This window comes from Caulobacter sp. GW821-FHT11A05, from assembly GCF_058809015.1.
In genome coordinates this window covers 42,488-59,616 of the sequence record NZ_JBXASF010000007.1, presented here as the reverse complement: position 1 = coordinate 59,616, position 17,129 = coordinate 42,488, and the positions used below count along the sequence as shown (strand labels likewise).

Annotated in this window: 19 protein-coding genes; 7 read left to right on the top strand and 12 right to left on the bottom strand. The window is 68.7% G+C overall.

The genetic code is table 11. The features are described from left to right. Positions 1-169 precede the first annotated feature (169 nt). Positions 170-2,011 carry an arginine--tRNA ligase gene (locus AC1RSK_RS11670; protein WP_492907709.1) on the bottom strand — a complete coding sequence of 614 codons (1,842 nt, stop codon included), beginning with the start codon at positions 2,009-2,011 and terminating at the stop codon, positions 170-172. Between the two features lie 26 nt (positions 2,012-2,037). After that, positions 2,038-2,703, bottom strand: coding sequence for a Tat pathway signal sequence domain protein (locus AC1RSK_RS11665; protein ID WP_492907708.1), 666 nt, complete (start codon positions 2,701-2,703; stop codon positions 2,038-2,040). Between the two features lie 190 nt (positions 2,704-2,893). Between AC1RSK_RS11665 and ispH the strand changes: the two genes are divergently transcribed. The 5 genes from ispH (at position 2,894) to AC1RSK_RS11640 (ending at position 6,624) form a co-directional block, all read left to right on the top strand. Beyond that, the gene (ispH, locus tag AC1RSK_RS11660) at positions 2,894-3,853 is read left to right on the top strand and encodes a 4-hydroxy-3-methylbut-2-enyl diphosphate reductase (RefSeq protein ID WP_492907707.1); all 960 of its coding nucleotides are present in this window, start codon (positions 2,894-2,896) and stop codon (positions 3,851-3,853) included. Then, positions 3,850-4,635, top strand: a complete 786-nt coding sequence (pgeF, locus tag AC1RSK_RS11655; RefSeq protein WP_492907705.1) for a peptidoglycan editing factor PgeF — start codon at positions 3,850-3,852, stop codon at positions 4,633-4,635. Before ispH ends, pgeF begins: the two co-directional genes overlap by 4 nt. A gap of 54 nt (positions 4,636-4,689) precedes the next feature. After that, the gene (locus AC1RSK_RS11650; RefSeq protein WP_492907704.1) at positions 4,690-5,130 is read left to right on the top strand and encodes a TIGR02301 family protein; all 441 of its coding nucleotides are present in this window, start codon (positions 4,690-4,692) and stop codon (positions 5,128-5,130) included. Positions 5,131-5,220: 90 nt separating this feature from the next. Then, a complete protein-coding gene (locus tag AC1RSK_RS11645) occupies positions 5,221-6,174 on the top strand; it encodes an SPFH domain-containing protein (RefSeq protein WP_492907703.1) in 954 nt (317 codons plus the stop codon). 3 nt (positions 6,175-6,177) lie between these two features. After that, on the top strand, positions 6,178-6,624 hold the full coding sequence (locus AC1RSK_RS11640; protein WP_492907701.1) for an NfeD family protein: 447 nt from the start codon (positions 6,178-6,180) through the stop codon (positions 6,622-6,624). A 154-nt stretch (positions 6,625-6,778) separates the two neighbouring features. On the opposite strand, the gene AC1RSK_RS11635 is transcribed toward AC1RSK_RS11640, so the two are convergent. From AC1RSK_RS11635 to lgt, 10 genes are all read right to left on the bottom strand, one after another. Further along, positions 6,779-7,219, bottom strand: a complete 441-nt coding sequence (locus AC1RSK_RS11635) for a MarR family winged helix-turn-helix transcriptional regulator (protein ID WP_492907700.1) — start codon at positions 7,217-7,219, stop codon at positions 6,779-6,781. Continuing rightward, positions 7,219-8,364 carry an Acg family FMN-binding oxidoreductase gene (locus AC1RSK_RS11630; RefSeq protein WP_492907699.1) on the bottom strand — a complete coding sequence of 382 codons (1,146 nt, stop codon included), beginning with the start codon at positions 8,362-8,364 and terminating at the stop codon, positions 7,219-7,221. The genes AC1RSK_RS11635 and AC1RSK_RS11630 overlap by 1 nt, the downstream gene beginning before the upstream one ends. A 74-nt stretch (positions 8,365-8,438) precedes the next feature. Beyond that, on the bottom strand, positions 8,439-8,885 hold the full coding sequence (rnhA, locus tag AC1RSK_RS11625) for a ribonuclease HI (protein WP_492907698.1): 447 nt from the start codon (positions 8,883-8,885) through the stop codon (positions 8,439-8,441). Beyond that, positions 8,882-9,841, bottom strand: a complete 960-nt coding sequence (thrB, locus tag AC1RSK_RS11620; RefSeq protein ID WP_492907697.1) for a homoserine kinase — start codon at positions 9,839-9,841, stop codon at positions 8,882-8,884. Before thrB ends, rnhA begins: the two co-directional genes overlap by 4 nt. 32 nt (positions 9,842-9,873) lie before the next feature. Then, on the bottom strand, positions 9,874-10,995 hold the full coding sequence (locus tag AC1RSK_RS11615; RefSeq protein WP_492907696.1) for an ABC transporter permease: 1,122 nt from the start codon (positions 10,993-10,995) through the stop codon (positions 9,874-9,876). Further along, positions 10,992-11,927, bottom strand: coding sequence for an ABC transporter ATP-binding protein (locus AC1RSK_RS11610; RefSeq protein WP_492907695.1), 936 nt, complete (start codon positions 11,925-11,927; stop codon positions 10,992-10,994). Before AC1RSK_RS11610 ends, AC1RSK_RS11615 begins: the two co-directional genes overlap by 4 nt. A 250-nt stretch (positions 11,928-12,177) precedes the next feature. Next, on the bottom strand, positions 12,178-13,149 hold the full coding sequence (locus AC1RSK_RS11605; protein WP_492907694.1) for an HlyD family secretion protein: 972 nt from the start codon (positions 13,147-13,149) through the stop codon (positions 12,178-12,180). Further along, a complete protein-coding gene (locus AC1RSK_RS11600; protein ID WP_492907693.1) occupies positions 13,146-13,781 on the bottom strand; it encodes a TetR/AcrR family transcriptional regulator in 636 nt (211 codons plus the stop codon). The genes AC1RSK_RS11605 and AC1RSK_RS11600 overlap by 4 nt, the downstream gene beginning before the upstream one ends. A 187-nt stretch (positions 13,782-13,968) precedes the next feature. Further along, positions 13,969-15,036 carry a class I SAM-dependent methyltransferase gene (locus AC1RSK_RS11595; protein ID WP_492907692.1) on the bottom strand — a complete coding sequence of 356 codons (1,068 nt, stop codon included), beginning with the start codon at positions 15,034-15,036 and terminating at the stop codon, positions 13,969-13,971. After that, positions 15,033-15,920, bottom strand: a complete 888-nt coding sequence (gene lgt / locus AC1RSK_RS11590) for a prolipoprotein diacylglyceryl transferase (protein ID WP_492907691.1) — start codon at positions 15,918-15,920, stop codon at positions 15,033-15,035. The genes AC1RSK_RS11595 and lgt overlap by 4 nt, the downstream gene beginning before the upstream one ends. Before the next feature lie 142 nt (positions 15,921-16,062). Between lgt and AC1RSK_RS11585 the strand changes: the two genes are divergently transcribed. Next, a complete protein-coding gene (locus tag AC1RSK_RS11585) occupies positions 16,063-16,305 on the top strand; it encodes an accessory factor UbiK family protein (RefSeq protein ID WP_492907690.1) in 243 nt (80 codons plus the stop codon). A 122-nt stretch (positions 16,306-16,427) separates the two neighbouring features. After that, positions 16,428-16,937 carry a type III secretion system chaperone family protein gene (locus AC1RSK_RS11580; protein ID WP_492907689.1) on the top strand — a complete coding sequence of 170 codons (510 nt, stop codon included), beginning with the start codon at positions 16,428-16,430 and terminating at the stop codon, positions 16,935-16,937. Positions 16,938-17,129 lie beyond the last annotated feature (192 nt).

Genomic DNA, 17,129 nt, shown 5'->3' with positions numbered 1-17,129 from the left:
GTGTCACGCGCAGCGTGACGGGTGGGGTAGTCGGATGCAGTCCACCCAGAGCGCGTGGTCTTGGGATTCCAAGACCAGCCACCGTCCCGGCTTGAACGTGAGTTCCCCACCCTGACGGCTTCGCCGTCTGTCCCTCCCCATAAAGGGGAGGGAGGGCGCCTTCGCAGACCTACATCCGCTCCGGCGTCTCGATGCCCAGCAGCTCCAGCGCCAGTTCCAGCTGCTCCAGCGTCGCCCGCACCAGTCGCAGGCGGCTGCCGCGCACGGCGTCGGTCTCGGCGCTCATGATCGGGCAGGCGGCGTAGAACTTCGAAAACGTCTGGGCCAGCTTGAAGGCGTGGTCGGCGACGAAGTTGGGGGCCTTCTTGTCGTAGGCCTCGGTCACCGCCGCGTCGAAGGCGTCGAGCATCAGCACCAGCTCGCGCTCGGCCGGCTCCTTGACCGACACCTTGGAGGGAGTGGCCCCCTCCGCTTCGGCCCGGCGCAGCACCGATTTGATCCGCACCGCCTGGTACAGCAGGTAGGGTCCGGTCTTGCCCTCGAAGGCGGTGAAGCGGTCGAGGTCGAAGATGTAGCTGGTGCCGCGATAGTTGCTGAGGTCGGCGAACTTCAGGGCCGCGACCGCCACCTTATGGGCGACGTCCTCGAACTCCTCGGGCGGGAACTCGCTGCCCAGGCCCGCCTCATGCAGCCGGTCCCGGGCCTTCGCGCGGGCCATCTCGATCAGGTCGTGCAGCTTCAGCACCCCGCCTTCGCGGGTCTTGAACGGCTTGCCGTCCGGGCCGTTCATGGTGCCGAAACCGATGTGCTCCAGCCCGCCGGGCGCGGCGTAGCCGGCCAGGTAGGCGGCGCGGAACACCTGCTCGAAGTGGTCGGCCTGGCGCTGGTCGACGCAGTAGAGGATCAGCTGCGGATCGAAGCTCTTGCGGCGATCCAGGATGGTCGCCAGGTCCGTCGTGCCGTACATGGCCGAGCCCTCGGACGACACCACCAGCAGCGGGTCGGGCGAAGGGACGGTGACGGTCGAGCCGTCCTCCAGCTTCTTCTTCTTGGTCTCGCCGGGGCGGGCGACATGCACCACCCGCGCCCCCTGGTCCTCGACCAGCAGGCCCTTGGCCTGCAGCTCGTCGACCATGCCGGCGATCAGCGGATCGGCGTCGCTCTCGCCCTTCCACAGGTCGAAGTCGACGCCCAGGGCGTGGAACTCGCGCTCCAGCGCCACCCGGCTGACATTGACGAAGTGCTTCCACAGCAGGCGGTAGCCGAACCGGCCGCCCTGCAGCTCGGCCGTCGCCTTGCGGGCCCGGTCGCGGTAGTCGACGTCGGTCTTGGCCTTGCCGGCGGCCTCAGGATACATCCGGTCCAGATCGGCCAGGGTGATGTGGTTGCCCAGTTCCTGCAGCACCCGCTGGCTGTCGGCCTCGGAGAAGCCGCCCGGGGCGGTGACCAGCCGCTCCATCAGGGCGCGGACGAAGGGGAACTCGTCCATGGCCGCGACGATCAGCAGCCCCATCTGGAAGCCCCAGTCGCCGAAGTGGGCGTCGCCCAGCACCACGTCGCCGCGGAAGCGGTAGATGCGTTTGACCGCCTCGCCGATGATCGAGGCGCGCAGGTGGCCGACATGCATCGGCTTGGCGACGTTGGGGCCGGCGTAGTCGATGATCACCCGGCGGCCTTCTTCGACCTCGACCGCGCCCTTGCGCGGGTCGGCGGCGATCTCATTGGCCCTGCTGGACAGGGCGGCCGGGCTGACCCGCATGTTGATGAAGCCCAGGCCGGCGATCTCCACCGAGGCCAGGTTCGGGTTGCCGGTCAGCTGCTCGACGACGAACTGGGCGATTTCGCGCGGTGGCTTGCCGGCGGCCTTGGCGCCGGCCATGGCGCCGTTGGACTGGAAGTCGGCAAGGTCGGGGCGGTCGGACGGGGTGACCCGGCCGAGCTCGGCCGGAATCCCCAGTTGGGCGAACGCGGCTGCGGCCGCCTCGCCAAGCGTCCTCTTCAGATCGGTCATGTAACTATTCTAGACTTCGCAAACGGCTAGTTGGAGTCGGCCGCTTTAGGAGCGCCGGCGGAGACGCGGAAGCGTTTGCCGTCGCGGTTGAACTCGGCCATCTGCGGGGTGACGTCGAAGCCGATCAGCACCTCGAAGTTGGCGCCGCTGGTTTCCATGGTCGCGCGTGGGATGACGATGCCTTCCAGCTTTTCGGTGACCATGGTGCGGTCGTCGTCGAACTTCACCGGCAGGTCAAAGTACTCCTTGGAGATCACCGCCGAGTTGCGCGTGGTGACGGCCACCCAGTAGCGGTAGGTCTTGCGGTCGCTGGTCGCCTTGGGGCCCTTGCCCAGGCCGAACAGCACCTCGACGGCGACCCGGATCGGCTCGTCGTCCTTGTACTCGCACCCCGACGACAGGCCCTGGATCTCGCCGCTGTAGACGACGGTGTTGGCTGATTCCTTGCCGCCCTCGAATTCGATGTAGCGGCCGGCGTCGTAGAGCACCTTCACATAGGGGCAGGGACCGGCGTTGCGCAGGGCGGGCAGCGGGGCTTCCGGCTGGTTCCACTCCTTGTCGGTCTTTTTCTTTTTGGCGGACTCTTCCTCCTGCCGGCGGTCCTGACCGCCGCCGCGGGGGCTCTGGGCCATGGCGGCGGGCGCGGAAACGAGGATCAGGCCCGCGAGGGCGTAGGTGAAGAAACGGCGCATGCGGGTCCCGACAGGTCTTAGAAGGTGGCGACCGCGCACTGCGGCCTCCGGTAAGTTAGTTCCCGCTGATAAAGGCATATGCGTGGCCCTGCAACGCAACGAAGCGTGCGAGGCGAACCGGGCGGGCGTTTCGCCGCGCCTCGCCGTGTTCAGGCTGGCGGTGGGGGGCCCGAAGCCCTAACTAGGCGGCATGGATGCAACCGTCGCCGCCAAGCCTTCGCTGAAGGTCCTTCTCGCCAGCCCGCGCGGCTTCTGCGCCGGCGTCGATCGGGCGATCCAGATCGTCGAGCGGGCCATCGAGAAGTACGGCGCGCCGGTCTATGTGCGCCACGAGATCGTCCACAACCGCTTCGTCGTCGACCGGCTGAAGGCCATGGGGGCGGTGTTCGTCGAGGAGACCTCCGAATGCCCCGTCGACCGGCCGATCATCTTCTCGGCCCACGGCGTGCCCAAAAGCGTGCCGGCCGAGGCCCGCGAGCGGCAGATGCTGTATCTCGACGCCACCTGCCCGCTGGTCTCCAAGGTCCATGTCGAGGCCCAGCGCCATCACGAGCACGGCCGCGAGATCGTGCTGATCGGCCATAAGGGCCACCCGGAAGTGGTCGGCACCATGGGCCAGCTGCCCGAGGGGGTGGTCAAGCTGATCGAGACCGTCGAGGACGTCGCCCGCTTCGATCCCATCGATCCGATGAACGTCGCTTTCGTCACCCAGACCACCCTGTCGGTCGATGACACCGCCGAGATCATCGAGGCCCTGCAGGCCCGCTTCCCCGGCATCTCGACGCCGCATAAGGAAGACATCTGCTACGCCACCACCAACCGCCAGGAGGCGGTGAAAGCCATCGCCGAGGCCAGCGAGGTGCTGCTGGTCATCGGTTCCGCCAACAGCTCCAACAGCGTGCGGCTGGTCGAGGTCGGCAAGCGGGCCGGGGTCAAGGGCGCCTATCTGATCGACAAGGCCGCCGACCTGAAGGACGCCTGGCTGGACGGGGTGGCCAGCATCGGCATCACCGCCGGCGCCTCGGCCCCCGAACTGTTGGTGCAGGAACTGATCGAGCGGCTGGAACGCCGGTTCGACATCACTGTCGAGGAAGTCGCCCCGACCCGCGAGACGGTGCGCTTCAAGCTGCCGCGCGTGCTGACGGCGTGAGTCTCAGCCCGGTCCAGTCGCCGCTGTTGGCGGCCTTGCCGGGCGTGCGCCACGCCTTTTTCACCCGCCAGGGCGGGGTCTCCAAAGGCTTGTTCGATAGCCTGAACGTCGGCCGCGGCTCGTCCGACGAGGCCGCCGATGTCGAGGAGAACCGGGCCCGCGCCGCCGGCTGGTTCGGCGTCATGCCTGACGCCCTGAACACCTGCTATCAGATCCACTCGGCCCGGGCCCTGACCGCCGAGGCGCCCTGGGGCCGCTATCGCCCCGAGGGCGACGCCGTGGTCACCGACCAGCGCAGCGTCGTCTGCGGCGCCCTGCACGCCGACTGCGCCCCGGTGCTGATCGCCGACCCCCAGGCCCGGGTGGTCGCCGCCGCCCACGCCGGCTGGAAGGGCGCCCTGGGCCCTAAGGGTGGGGCCGGCATCGTCGCCGAAACCGTCGCGGCCATGGAGCGGCTGGGGGCGGATCGCGCCAACATGGTCGCCGCCGTCGGCCCCTGCATCGCCCAGGCCTCCTACGAGGTCGGCGAGGAGTTCGAGGCGACCTTCTTGGAGGCCGACCCGGCCCACGCCGCCTGGTTCGTCCCCGGCGTCCCCGGAAAGCGGCAGTTTGACCTGCCGGGCTTCGTGCTGTCGCGCCTGGCGCAGGCGGGGGTGCAGCAAGCCGAATGGGTCGGGCGCGACACCTGCACGGAAAGCGATCTCTTCTATTCCAACCGCCGCGCCTTCAAGGCCGGCGAGCCCGACTACGGCCGCCTGCTCAGCGCCATCATGCTGGGCTAACCGGTCACGGGAACGGGCTTGAACTTGGCGCGAGACTTGAACCAGATGCGGACCATGAAACGCGTCCTTCCCGTTCTGGCCCTCTGCGCCCTCCTCGCCACGCCGGCGTTGGCCCAGGAACGCCCGCCGCCCGAGCGCCAGGCCCTGGTCGACCTGGCCTACGCCATTGGCGAATCTCACGCCCTGCGCCAGGTCTGCAACGGCGACGGCGACCAGCACTGGCGCGACCGTATGGCCGAGCTGATCAACACCGAGGCGGCCGACGCCGACTTCGAGGCCCGCCTCAAGCAGGCGTTCAACAGCGGTTTCGCCGCCCGCCAGTCGCAGTTCCCGGCCTGCGGCCCCGACAGCCGCAAGGCCGAGCTGGCCGTGGCCCGCAAGGGCGAGGGCCTGTCCAAGCGGCTCGCCAATTCGGTGCGGACGGTCAAGCGCATGGGCCCGGACGATCCGGCCTTCAAGGACGGGGAAACGCCCGCGGCCGAACCGCAGGAATAGCCCAACAACTGTTGGGATATTCGGCGTGGCTCGCCCTTGAAGGGAACCTCGGCTAGGGTCATCTCAAGTTCAGATTGGGAGGGCCTACCGATGTTCTGGATTTTCGCGCTGATCCTTGTGGCGGTCGCGCTGTTCCTCGTCTTCAGCGTGCTCAAGATCGTACCCCAGGGGCGCGAGTTCACCGTCGAGCGGTTCGGCCGCTACACCCGCACCCTCAAGCCCGGCATCTCCATCCTCACCCCGTTCATCGAGACGATCGGCCGGCGAGTAAACATGATGGAACAGGTGCTGGACGTGCCGCAGCAGGAAGTCATCACCAAGGACAACGCGGTGGTGAAGGTCGACGGCATCGTCTTCATCCAGGTGATGGACGCCGCCAACGCCGCCTACCGGGTCGACAACCTCAACTACGCCATCGCCCAGCTGTGCATGACCAACCTGCGGACCGTGGTCGGCTCGATGGAGCTGGACGAGGTGCTCAGCCAGCGCGACCAGATCAACAGCCGCCTGCTGGCCACCATCGACCATGCCACCAACCCCTGGGGCGTCAAGGCGACGCGCATCGAGATCAAGGATCTGACCCCGCCGCCGGACATCACCAACGCCATGGCCCGCCAGATGAAGGCCGAACGCGAACGCCGCGCCGTGATCACCGAGGCCGACGGCGAAAAGCAGAGCCAGATCGCTAGAGCCGAGGGCGCCAAGCAGTCGGCCATCCTGCAGGCCGAGGGCCGCAAGGAAGCCGCCTTCCGCGACGCCGAGGCCCGCGAACGCGAAGCCGAAGCCGAAGCCAAGGCCACCGCCTTCGTCTCGGAAGCCATCGCCCGCGGCGACGTCAACGCCATCAACTACTTCATCGCCCAGAAGTACGTCGAAGCCTTCGCCCTGCTGGCCTCCAGCCCGCAGCAGAAGACGGTCATCGTCCCGGCCGACTTCGCCGGCCTGACCGGCTCCATCGCCGGCATCGGCGAGCTGGTGAAGACCTTGAGCGGCGGCGACGCGCGCGTCGCCCCGTCGCCGCCGCCCCGGACTCCGAGGAGCTAACCCATGGAAGCCCTCTACGCCCTGCATGCGGTCTGGTTCTGGCTGGCCCTCGGGGCGGTCATTCTCGGGGCCGAACTGATGACGGGGTCCGGCTGGCTGCTCTGGCCGGCGGTGACGGCGGCGGTGATGGCGGCGCTGACCTTCGTGCTGCCGTCCAACGTCGCGGTGCACCTGTTGATCTACGCGGTGATCACCATCGGCGTCACGGTGACGGCGCGGCGCTACCTGCCGCGCAACATCTCGGGCGACGGACCGGACATCAACGACAACATCACCCGCCTGATCGGGGCCCGCGGCGAAGCGGCCAGCATCTTCGCCGAAGGCCGTGGCCGGGTGCATGTCGAAGGCAAGGAATGGGACGCGCTCAGCGATGACGCGCTCATCCCGGGCAAGCCGGTGCAGGTGCTGGAAGTGATTTCTGCGGCGAGCCTGCGGGTGAAGGCGGCTTAGGGGCAGCCCCACCCAAAATCCGATCATCCCGACGAAAGTCGGGACCCAGTGTCCACTCACGGCGCCGGGTGCGGCTCTGATCAGCGCCAGCCTGTCCTCTGGTTTGCCAGCTGGGTCCCGACTTTCGTCGGGATAGTCGGAAGGGGAGGGGGCTCTACCGGTTCTCGTCCATCCACATCCGCAGCGCCTTCAGGAACGGCAGCGCCGCCGCGAACTCCGCGTCGGTGAACGCCTCCCGCAGCCCCTCCATGCGCGGCCGCAGCGCCATCAGCCCGGCCTCGTAGGCCCGCGCGCCCTCCGCCGTCAGCGACACCCGTTTCTTCCGCCCGTCGACCGCATCTCCCACCACTGCGACGAACCCCTGCCCCTCCAGCCGCTGCAGGGTGTTGGTCATCGCCCCCTTGGTGACCTGGAAGGCCGCCGCCAGTTTCGCCGGACTCTCCTCGCCGCCACGCCGCATGAAGTGGGTCAGCACTCCGAACTGAGCGGCGCTCATCCCCTCGGGCAGGCTGCGTTCCAGCGCCGCGTTGGACAGCTGCGAAATGATGCCGATCTCGGTCAGCACCGAGACGTCGGGCCGGTCCTTCAGGGCCATCAGGCGCCCCTCAAAGGATTGGGCCGGAACAGATCGTCGAGGCCCTTGCGCGGGGCCGGAACCACGTCCTTGGCGTAGCCGGCCCGGACCAGCATCTGCAGCCGCTCGCCGCTCTGAACGCCAACCAGCCTGTCGATCTCGGCCTTCAGCGGCGCCATCTCCGGATACTCCTGCAGGGCCTGGCTCATCGGCTGGAGGGCGATGTCGCGGGCCGTGGCCTCCAGGGTCATGCGGGCGTAGGCCCGGCCGGAGGCGATCTGGGCCAGTCGGTCGTTTCCGTCGCTGATCAGCCAGATGAAGGCGGCGGCAGTGGCGCTCTGCGGCGCGGCGAAGCTCTTGGCCCGCTTGAAAGCCTGGCTCCCGGGCTTGGCCAGGGTCTCGCGGGTCAGCAGGCCGACCGTCTTGAGCGCCTCGATTCCGGGACCGCGCAGGAAGATGCCGTCGCGGTGCTCGGCGATCTCCCTGTCGCCGATGCGGATCAGGTTGACCGTCTCCTGGTGCGCCGCCGGGGTATCGCACTCCCGTTCGAAGGCCTCGAAGGTGACGACCCTGCAGCCGTCGAACGACGCTCCCGTCGTCGCGGCCCCGGCGCGCAGTCCCTCGCCGGCGACGGCCTGCAGGGCGGCCAGGTCGGCGGCCGGCAGCTTGCGGGTTCTGTCGAATGGCTCGCGAACCGTCCGTCTACGGAGAATGTGGCGGAACAGCGGGTCGAGCGTCCCGCCCCTGGCGAAGACAACCCGCGCGAACGGCCGGTCATCCAGGGTGTCGGCCGGCTGTCCGTCCGGGAAGGCGGTCACGGTCGCGGTATAGCCCTTGGCCCCGGCGGCGATGGCCAGCAGCTCCAGGAAGGCCCCGCAGCCGATGACGATCTGGCGACTGAACGGGTCGGTGGCCGGCAGCAGGCGCGTCCGGTCGATGAACAGGGTGACCGTGTCCTCGCCGTCCAGCCGGGCCAGCCAGGGCTGGCGGTTGTGCGGGTTGGGGGCGAGGATGGCGTGGGCCAGGGCGTAGCGGCGCACGTCCCGCTCCGACGAGCCGGGCGAGACCCAGGCGACGCTGGCGTCCGGCCCCTTGGCGCAGCCGGAAAGCCCGGCGGCCATCACCACGCCGCCGCCGACCAGGGAGATGAAGTTTCGACGGTCCATGGCGCACGCGCCTTTCGTTCAACGTTGAACCAATTAACTCGTTCAACGCTGAACTTGTCAAGCCTTCGCCGGACTCAGGCTTCCCCGAGCGCCTCGCGCATGCCCTCGCCGGCCAGCACGTCGGCCCGCTCGTTCCACTCATGGCCGGCGTGGCCCTTGATCCAGCGCCAGTCGACCTCGTGCCGCAGCCGCGCCTGGTCCAGCCGCTTCCACAGGTCGTCGTTCTTGACCGCCCCCTTGGAATAGGTCTTCCAGCCGCGCGCCTTCCACAGGTGCAGCCACTCCTTGATGCCCTGCTGGACGTATTTGCTGTCGGTGTGCAGCTCGACCGTGCAGGGCTTGTTGAGCGCCTCCAGCGCCTGGATCGCCGCCATCAGCTCCATGCGGTTGTTGGTCGTCGCCGGCTCGCCGCCCTTCAGCTCCTTGATGTGCTTGCCCATCATCAAGACCGCGCCCCAGCCGCCCGGCCCGGGATTTCCCCGGCAGGCGCCGTCGGTATAGATCACCACCTTGGGGGTCATACGGCGTCCGTCAGGATCGATAGGCCGGCCCGGTGGACCGCCAGCTTGCGTTCGTATTCCATCGGATCCTTCGGCTTGACCAGAGCCCCCGCCGGCGTGCTGATCCAGTCGGCCAGCCGGGTGAGGAAAAACCGCATCGCCGCCCCATGGGCCAGCACCGGCAGCGCCGCCCGCTCGGCGTCGCTCAAGGGCCGCCGCGCCTCATAGCCGGCCAGCAGCGCCTTGCCGGCGGTGATGTTGAACTCCCCGGCGCTCTCGAAACACCAGGCGTTGAGGGTCACCGCCAAGTCGTAGGCATAGGCGTCGTCGCAGGCGAAGTAGAAGTCGATGGCGGCGGCGAACCGCCCCTCGCGGAAGAAGACATTGTCGGGGAAGAAGTCGGCGTGGATCACCCCGGCCGGCAGCTCTTTCGGCCAGTGCGCCGCCAGATGCGCCAGGTCGGCCGCGATCGTCGCCGACAGCCCGGGCTTCAGCCCCTCGGCGGCGCCTTCCAGCCCCTTGAACAACGGCGCCCAGGCCGCCTGGCCCAGGTCATTGACCCGCCGTCCCGCAAAGCCGGCGCCCGCCTGGTGCAGCCAGGCCAGGCCCTCGCCCGCCTGCCGGCACTGGGCGACCGTCGGCCGCCGCGCCGACAGGCCGGGCAGGAACTGGGCCAGCGCCACCGGCTTGCCGCGGATCGACTGCAGCACCACGCCCTCGCGGTCGGGGATCGGCCGCGCCGAGGGAAAGCCGGCCTCGGCCAGGTAACCCATCAGATCGAGGAAGTAGGGCAGTTCCTGCGCCGTCACCCCGCGCTCATAGACGGTCAGGATGAACCGTCCGCCCGCCGTCTCCAGCAGGAAGTTGGAGTTCTGGATGCCCTCGGCGATGCCCTTGAACGCCAGCGGCTCGCCCAGATCGTATCGGGCGAGAAAGCCTTCCAGCTCCTCGTCGGTGATGTCCGTATAGACCGCCATGGGCGGGGGATGCGTGAGCCGGCGCGCTTTGTCTAGTCCAGGGTCGTGCGATAGCGACTCATCGCCAGCCCGGTGACCACCGCCACGAACAATGTGAGCGCCAACAGGCTCCCCCAGGCATGCTCGACCCCGACGCCCTTCAGCAGGGCCCCCCGCACGATGCGCAGGAAATGGGTGACCGGGATGACCTCGCCGATCGCCTGGGCCCAGCCGGGCATGCCGCGGAACGGGAACATGAAGCCCGACAGCAGGATCGAGGGCAGCAGGTAGAAGAAGGACATCTGCATGGCCTGCAGCTGGCTCTTGGCCAGGGTGCTGAACAGGAAGCCCAGGCTCAGCGACCCGACGATGAACAGCATCACCCCCAGGCTCAACGCCCCCCAGCCGCCGACGAACGGCACATCGAACAGGAGCTTGGCGAAGATCAGGATGATCGCCGTCTGGATCAGGCCGATGACCACATAGGGCGCCAGCTTGCCGATCATCACCTCCAGCGGCTCGACCGGCGTCGACAGCAGGCTCTCCATGGTCCCCCGCTCGCGCTCGCGGGTCAGGGCCAGGGCGGTCATCATCACCAGGGTCATGGAAAGCACGACGCCCAGCAGGCCCGGCACGATGTTGTAGGCGGTGATGTTCTCGGGGTTATAGCGCCGGTGGACGACCACCTCGAACGGCGCCGACGCCGCCTTGCCCGCCAGCGGACCGGTCAGGTCGTGGCTCAGCGCCTGGCTGGTCAGGCCGGACACCGCCGCCACCGCCCCGCCGACCGTGGTCGGATCGGAGGCGTCGGCCTCGATCAGGACCTGGGCCTTGTCGCCGCGCACCACCCGGCGGCCGAAGTCCTGCGGAATGGTGATGGCGAACTGGGCCCGGCCCTCCTCGATGGCGGCGTCGAGCTCGGCGGGACTGTGGGCCTCCTCGACGAAGCGGAAATACTGGGTGTTGTCGAGGGCGACGAGGACGGAGCGGGAAAAGGCGCTGCGGTCCTGGTCCAGCACGATGGCCGGCAGGTGGCGCGGATCGTTGTTGATGGCATAGCCGAACAGCAACAGCTGCACGATCGGGATGGCCAGGATCATGGCGTAGGTCAGCCGGTCGCGGGTGAGCTGGATGAACTCCTTGATCAGCACCGCCAGGATGCGTTGCCCATTCATGCGAAGTTGTCCTCCGCCTGGTTCATCAGATGGATGAAGACGTCCTCGATGGTCGGACGCGTCTCGCTCCAGGTCAGGCCCGGCCGGCGATAGGGGGCGATGGCGGCCTCCAGGGCGGCGCGGTCGGTGCCGCTGACATGCAGGGCGGAGCCGAACGGCGCGGCCATCTCGACGCCCGGCTTTTGCGAAAGCTCCGTGGACAGATGATCGGCGCCCATTCCTTCTTGAGTGGCGCCCTCGGCGCGATAGGTGACCAGCCGCGACTGGTCGATCAGTTCCGCCGTCGTCCCTCGCGCCATCAGCCGGCCGTAGGCGATGTAGGCGATGTCGTGACAGCGCTCGGCCTCGTCCATGTAGTGGGTGGAGACCATCACCGTCAGCCCGCCGGCCGCCAGGGCGTGGATCTCGTCCCAGAACTCCCGCCGGGCCTTGGGGTCGACCCCGGCTGTCGGCTCGTCGAGCAGCAGGAGGTCCGGCTCATGCAGGGTCGCCGCCGCCAGCGCCAGTCGCTGTTTCCACCCCCCCGACAGCGCCCCGGCCGGCTGACTCCGCCGCGAGCTCAGGCCCAGCTTCTCCAGCGCCTCGTCGACCCGCTTGCGCCGGCCGTCCATGCCATAGACCCGGGCGGTGAACTCCAGGTTCTCGGCGATGGTCAGGTCGTCATAGAGCGAGAACTTCTGGGTCATGTAGCCGGTGCGCCGCTTGATGACCCGCGCCTCCTTGCGGAAATCCAGCCCCAGCACCTCGCCCTCGCCGCTGTCGGGGGTCAAGAGGCCGCACAGCATCCGCATGGTGGTGGTCTTGCCCGAGCCGTTGGGGCCGAGGAAGCCGGTGACCTTCCCGGACTGCACCTGGATGTCGAGATCGCGCACGACGTGCTTGTCGCCGAAGGCCTTGTTGAGGCCGTGGACGTCGATGGCGAGGGAAGTCACCGTCCCTTCTCCCGCTTGTCGGGAGAAGGTCTCGGATTGCGCCGCTCACCGACCCAGCCTTTCTCCCGCTTGTCGGGATAAGGTGGCCCCCGACGGGGGTCGGATGAGGGCAGCGCCGGCATTGGAAGGTTGGCGGCCTTGCCGACGGCGCCAGAACGAACGCAGTCGTCGATGGCCGGCGCTGCCCTCATCCGACCGCTTCGCGGCCACCTTCTCCCGACAAGCGGGAGAAGGGCTCGGATTGCGCCGCTCACCGACCCAGCCTTTCAATGTCCACCGGCTGCCCCGGCGCCAGCTCTCGCGGCGCTTCCGGCGTCGCCTCGACCAGGAACACCAACCGCTCGCGATTGCCCCGGCTGTAGATCACCGGCGGGGTGAACTCCGGGCGCGGACTGACGTAGGCGATCCTCGCCTCGCCCCCCTTGCAACCGTCGCAACTGAACCGCACCCGGCCACCCGGCCGATACCGCGTCACCTCGGTCTCCGGCACATAGAAACGCAGCTTGACCCGCGCGTCGGGCAGCAGGGCGACGACCGGCGTGTTGGCCACCGCCCATTCGCCGGGCCTGTAGAAGACATCCTCGATCCGCCCGGCCGTCGGGGCCACGGGGGCCAGCTGGCGGGCGCGGATCTCCGCTTCGCTCAGGCCCGCCTGCGCGCCCTGGGCCTCGGCCGCCGCCGCCCGGGCCTGGTCCTCGCGGGCCCCCAGCTCGGCGACGTCCAGCCGCTTGACCGTCTCCTGGTACTGCGCCCGCGCCACTTGGGCGCTGGCCCGCGCCTGGTCCAGCCTGGCCGGCGCATAGATGCCCTTGGCCGCCAGGGTCTGCACCCGGCGGAAATCGGCCTCGGCCTGGTCGAGCTGCGCTTTCGCACTGGCCCGCTGCGCCTGGATGACCGCCAGCTCCTGCGGCCGCTGACCTTTCAGCGCATCGACCGCCCGGTCCTGGGCCGCCGCCGCCTGGGCCGCGGCCTGGGCTTCCTGGGCCCGCGCCGTGCCCGGATCGACCTGGAACAGCGGCGCCCCGGCCGCCACCCGCTGGCCGCGCTCGACGTTCAGCGCCGTCAGGGCCCCCGACTGCGGGGCGGCGAAATACAGGGTCTCGCCCTCGACATAGCCGGTCAGCGGCTCGGGCCCGCCCTTGGGCCAGAAGGCCCAGGCCGCGACGGCGGCGATGATCACGGCCCCCAGGCCGATCAGGACAGCTTTGGGCGGACGCTTCATGACGCGCTCCCGATCAACAAGCCGTCCTTCAGCACGGCGAGGTGCTGGGCGGCCAGGAGGTTGAGATCGAACGGTTTGGCCCCGACCGGCACGAAGGTCTCGCGCCAGAGCAGGGCCATCAGGAAGGGGGCGACCATCTGGACGGCGAACAGCTTCGGATCGCCGGGCCGCACCTCGCCGCGATCCTGGGCCCGGGCGATCAGGCCGCTGACCAGGCCGATCATCGGCGCGACCAGTTCGTCGTGCCAATAGCGGGCCAGCTCCGGGAAATTGCGCCCCTCGCTGATCACCATCTTGCCGATGCCGGCCACCGGCGACACCGACAGGATGCCGGCGATGGTCGGCAGGAAGATCTCCAACAGCCCGCCGAACGGCCCGGGGAAGGCCTCCAGCCGGCTTTTCACCACCTCGATGTCGGGGGCGACGGCGGTCTTCACCACCGCGTGGAAGATGTCTTCCTTGGTCTCGTAATAGAGATACAGCGCCCCCTTCGAGACCCCGGCCCGCCGGGCGATCTCATCCAGCTTGGCGGCCGCGAAGCCCTTCTCGGAAAACACCGCCAGGGCCGCCGCGACGATCTCGCCGGGACGGTCTTCCTTGCGGCGTTGGAACTTGGGGGGACCGGGTTGCATGACGCCTTAATAACTGACTGGTCAGTTATTAGCAAGCGCGGAGAACGCCGGTCAGCGACAGGACTTCCACCGCCGGTGGCCGATAATCCGGGGACACTATATAGATTTTCGCCGCCGCCATCGGAGGACTGGCAGGTCGCGGGATGCGGAAATCTATATAGTGTCCCCGGATTATCGGGCGCTGTCGTCAGGCGCTCTCAAACCCCGGCGGGACAAACCCCGGCTGGTGGATGCTCACCACCTTGAACAGCTCGCCCATCTGGTCCGGCGCCACCAGGCGCGCCAGCTGTCGCCCAATCACCATCGAGCGATCCGGCCGCGCCGCGATCAGCGCCTCGGCCCGATGCTGGATTCCCAGCCGCCCCAGGAACAGACCCTGCGGCACGGGGTCGGCCGCCTCGGCGCCGGCCTCGCGGGCGGCGGTCAGCAGGCTGGGGAAGTCGACATGCACCGTGAGATCGGACTCGCCCGGGAAATCCAGCGCCCCGACCTTCTCATGACCTTTCAGCGCCTGCAGGGTGTCGCCGAACTCCGGCTTGTCGCGGCCGTAGTCGACGATCAGGGCGGCGCCGCCGTCCTCGACCACCCGCGTGGCGATCGCCGCCGCCAGCGCGTCCTGGGCCGGCGAGACCTCCAGGATCATCGCCCCCTCAGCCGGCGTCTCGCCATGCTCGCTCGGCGCCAGGCCGAAGGTCAGTTCGCCGTCCGGCGTCAGGCCCACCAGCCGCTCGACCCAGCCGCCCGGCGTCTGCACATACTGGCGGGCCGGCAGGCAGTCGAACAGCTCGTTGGCGATCAGGATCAACGGCGCCCCGCCCGGCACGGCGTCCAGGCTGTCGGCCCACTGCGCGCCCGAACCGGCCAGCTTGGCATCCTGCGCCGTCTTCAACGGCCCGGAGGTCTCGACCAGCCACAGGTCGGCGGCGGCCAGGAAATCGGGGGCCAGCCGCACGGCGCGCAACAGGTCGCTCATCAGGGTCCCGTCGCCGGGCCCCATCTCGACCAGCCGGAAGCGCCCCGGCCTGCCCAGCCGCGTCCAGCTCTCGACGCACCACAGGCCGATCAGCTCGCCGAACATCTGGCTGACCATCGGGGCGGTGACGAAGTCGCCGTCGCCGCCCCCAAGACCGGGCAAGCCCGGCCGGGTGGCGTAGTAGCCGTCCCTGCCGTCGTGCAGGCAACGCACCATGTAGTCGGCGACCGGGATCGGCCCGCCCGCCGCGATCTCGGCCTTCAGCCGTTCTTTCAAGCTCATGGGGCCGACTTGGCGTCCTCTTCCTTCGCCGGGGCGGCGTCGGTCTTCACAACTGCCACCGGCTCTTTCAGCCCCCGCCAGATCAGCCAGGCCCCGCCGACCAGCATCGGCAGCGAAAGCAGCATGCCCATGGTCACGCTGCCGCCCAGGCCGAACAGGTCGGAGAGGAAGCTGTCGGGCTCGCGCACATTCTCCAGCGCCATCCGCACCAGGCCGTAGCCGGCCAGGAACAGCCCGCAGACCACGCCCCGCCGCTGCAGCCAGAGCTTGCTGTGCGTCGCCCAGCGCAGCACCAGGAACAGCACGATCCCCTCCAGCGCCGCCTCATAGAGCTGGCTCGGATGGCGCGGGAAGCCGTCGGCGCCGGGGAAGATGACGCCCCAGGGCATGGTCGTCGGCCGGCCCCACAGCTCGCCGTTGATGAAGTTGGCCACCCGGCCGAAGAACAGGCCGATGGGCACCGCCGGCGCCACCAGATCGCCCAGCTTGATCAGGTCGATCTTGTTTCCGCGGGCGAAGAAGACCAGCGCCGCGATCACTCCCAAGAGGCCGCCGTGGAAGCTCATGCCGCCCTGCCAGATCTTGATGATCTCGGCCGGGTTCTCCCAGATCAGGTGCGGCTGGTAGAACAGCACATAGCCCAGCCGCCCGCCGAGGATGACCCCCAGCGTCACCCACAGGATCAGGTCGTCGATCTGGGCCGCGTTGGCCGTCGGCGTCTGGCCGCCCCACAGTTTCGGATTGCGCGCCAGCCGCACGGCGTAGCGCCAGCCCAGCAGGATGCCGGCCACATAGGCCAGGGCGTACCAGCGGATCCCGAAGGTGCCGCCGAACAGCTCGATGGTCCAGCCGCCGACGTAGGGGCTGATGTCAGGGAAGGGCACGGACGTTAACCTCGCTTAGCGCGTTCCGATAAGTGGGAACCGGTTATCGGGCCAAACGCGCGACCACGAAAGAGACGAAACTTGGGGATGTCCTAGCTAATCTCCTTCGCATTCACCAATCGTTTCCCATATGAGTTAAGCCATGCACACCCAGAACCCCTTCCTGGACGAGATCGCCAAGCTGACCACCGCGGCCGCCGGCCTCGCCCAGGCCGCCGGCGAAGAAGCCAAGGCCGCCTTCCGCGCCCAGGGCGACCGTTTCGCCGCCGAACTCGACCTGATCCGCCGCGACGAGTTCGAGGCCCTGAAAGCCGAGATCGCCGCCCTGCGCGCCGAAGTCGCCGCCCTCAAGGGTGCGGCGCCTGAAACGACAAAGGGCGAGTAGCGCTCCCGCCGCGAATGAAGCGGTTGTGACCTCGTAAACGAACAGGACTAGGGTCGGGACGTGCAGGTGATTCGGGGGAACCTCCACCGTCGCCGCCTGCCTTCCAAAGGACGGTAAGACCGATGGACATTTCAGCTCCCGAAGACGACGAAGCCTTCCTGGCGCTCGACCCGCTCGAGGTGGTCGAACACGTCCTCTCGGCGGAAAACCTGGCCTTCGACCGCACCGAGGACGGCGATCTCGCCTTCTCCCTGGCCGGTGACTGGAAGGACTACGAGCTGTGGTTCGCCTGGCGGCCCGAGGCCGAGTGTCTGCAGCTGTGCCTCTCCATCGACCTGAAGGCCGGCAAGGCCACGCGCGGCAAGGCCTGTGACCTCGCCAACCTGGTCAACCAGCGCCTCTGGCAGGGCCATTTCGAGATCTGGGCCGACGACGGCGAGGTGGTCTTCCGCCACGCCATGGGCCTGTTCGGCGCCGAACGCCCGACCCCGGCCCAGACGGCCGCAATGATCGACGTGGCGATGGAAGCCGCCGACCGCTTCTACCCGGCCTTCGACTTCCTGCTGGCCGGCGCGAAATCGCCGGAAGAGGCCATGGCCGCCTGCATGTTCGAGACGGTCGGCCGGGCGTAGCTTCACCGACGGTGAAGGGCTCGCGCCCTCCCTCCCCTTTATGGGGAGGGTGTCACGCGCAGCGTGACGGGTGGGGAAGTCGGATGACGGGTGCCAATCCCTCGGGTTTGGCGCCCTTTGATTTTCGTACCCCACCCTGCGAGGCTTTCGCCTCGCTGTCCCTCCCCATAAAGGGGAGGGAGTGTTCGAGCG

Excerpts from the sequence above, each read along its gene's own strand:
- AC1RSK_RS11605 (WP_492907694.1), bottom strand. The coding sequence starts at position 13,149 with ATGAAGCGTCCGCCCAAAGCTGTCCTGATCGGCCTGGGGGCCGTGATC.
- AC1RSK_RS11615 (WP_492907696.1), bottom strand. The coding sequence starts at position 10,995 with ATGAATGGGCAACGCATCCTGGCGGTGCTGATCAAGGAGTTCATCCAG.
- AC1RSK_RS11595 (WP_492907692.1), bottom strand. The coding sequence starts at position 15,036 with ATGAGCTTGAAAGAACGGCTGAAGGCCGAGATCGCGGCGGGCGGGCCG.
- AC1RSK_RS11670 (WP_492907709.1), bottom strand. The coding sequence starts at position 2,011 with ATGACCGATCTGAAGAGGACGCTTGGCGAGGCGGCCGCAGCCGCGTTC.
- AC1RSK_RS11630 (WP_492907699.1), bottom strand. The coding sequence starts at position 8,364 with ATGGACCGTCGAAACTTCATCTCCCTGGTCGGCGGCGGCGTGGTGATG.
- AC1RSK_RS11650 (WP_492907704.1), top strand. The coding sequence starts at position 4,690 with ATGAAACGCGTCCTTCCCGTTCTGGCCCTCTGCGCCCTCCTCGCCACG.
- AC1RSK_RS11640 (WP_492907701.1), top strand. The coding sequence starts at position 6,178 with ATGGAAGCCCTCTACGCCCTGCATGCGGTCTGGTTCTGGCTGGCCCTC.
- AC1RSK_RS11635 (WP_492907700.1), bottom strand. The coding sequence starts at position 7,219 with ATGGCCCTGAAGGACCGGCCCGACGTCTCGGTGCTGACCGAGATCGGC.
- AC1RSK_RS11580 (WP_492907689.1), top strand. The coding sequence starts at position 16,428 with ATGGACATTTCAGCTCCCGAAGACGACGAAGCCTTCCTGGCGCTCGAC.
- AC1RSK_RS11585 (WP_492907690.1), top strand. The coding sequence starts at position 16,063 with ATGCACACCCAGAACCCCTTCCTGGACGAGATCGCCAAGCTGACCACC.
- AC1RSK_RS11665 (WP_492907708.1), bottom strand. The coding sequence starts at position 2,703 with ATGCGCCGTTTCTTCACCTACGCCCTCGCGGGCCTGATCCTCGTTTCC.
- ispH (WP_492907707.1), top strand. The coding sequence starts at position 2,894 with ATGGATGCAACCGTCGCCGCCAAGCCTTCGCTGAAGGTCCTTCTCGCC.
- AC1RSK_RS11645 (WP_492907703.1), top strand. The coding sequence starts at position 5,221 with ATGTTCTGGATTTTCGCGCTGATCCTTGTGGCGGTCGCGCTGTTCCTC.
- rnhA (WP_492907698.1), bottom strand. The coding sequence starts at position 8,885 with ATGACCCCCAAGGTGGTGATCTATACCGACGGCGCCTGCCGGGGAAAT.
- AC1RSK_RS11600 (WP_492907693.1), bottom strand. The coding sequence starts at position 13,781 with ATGCAACCCGGTCCCCCCAAGTTCCAACGCCGCAAGGAAGACCGTCCC.
- thrB (WP_492907697.1), bottom strand. The coding sequence starts at position 9,841 with ATGGCGGTCTATACGGACATCACCGACGAGGAGCTGGAAGGCTTTCTC.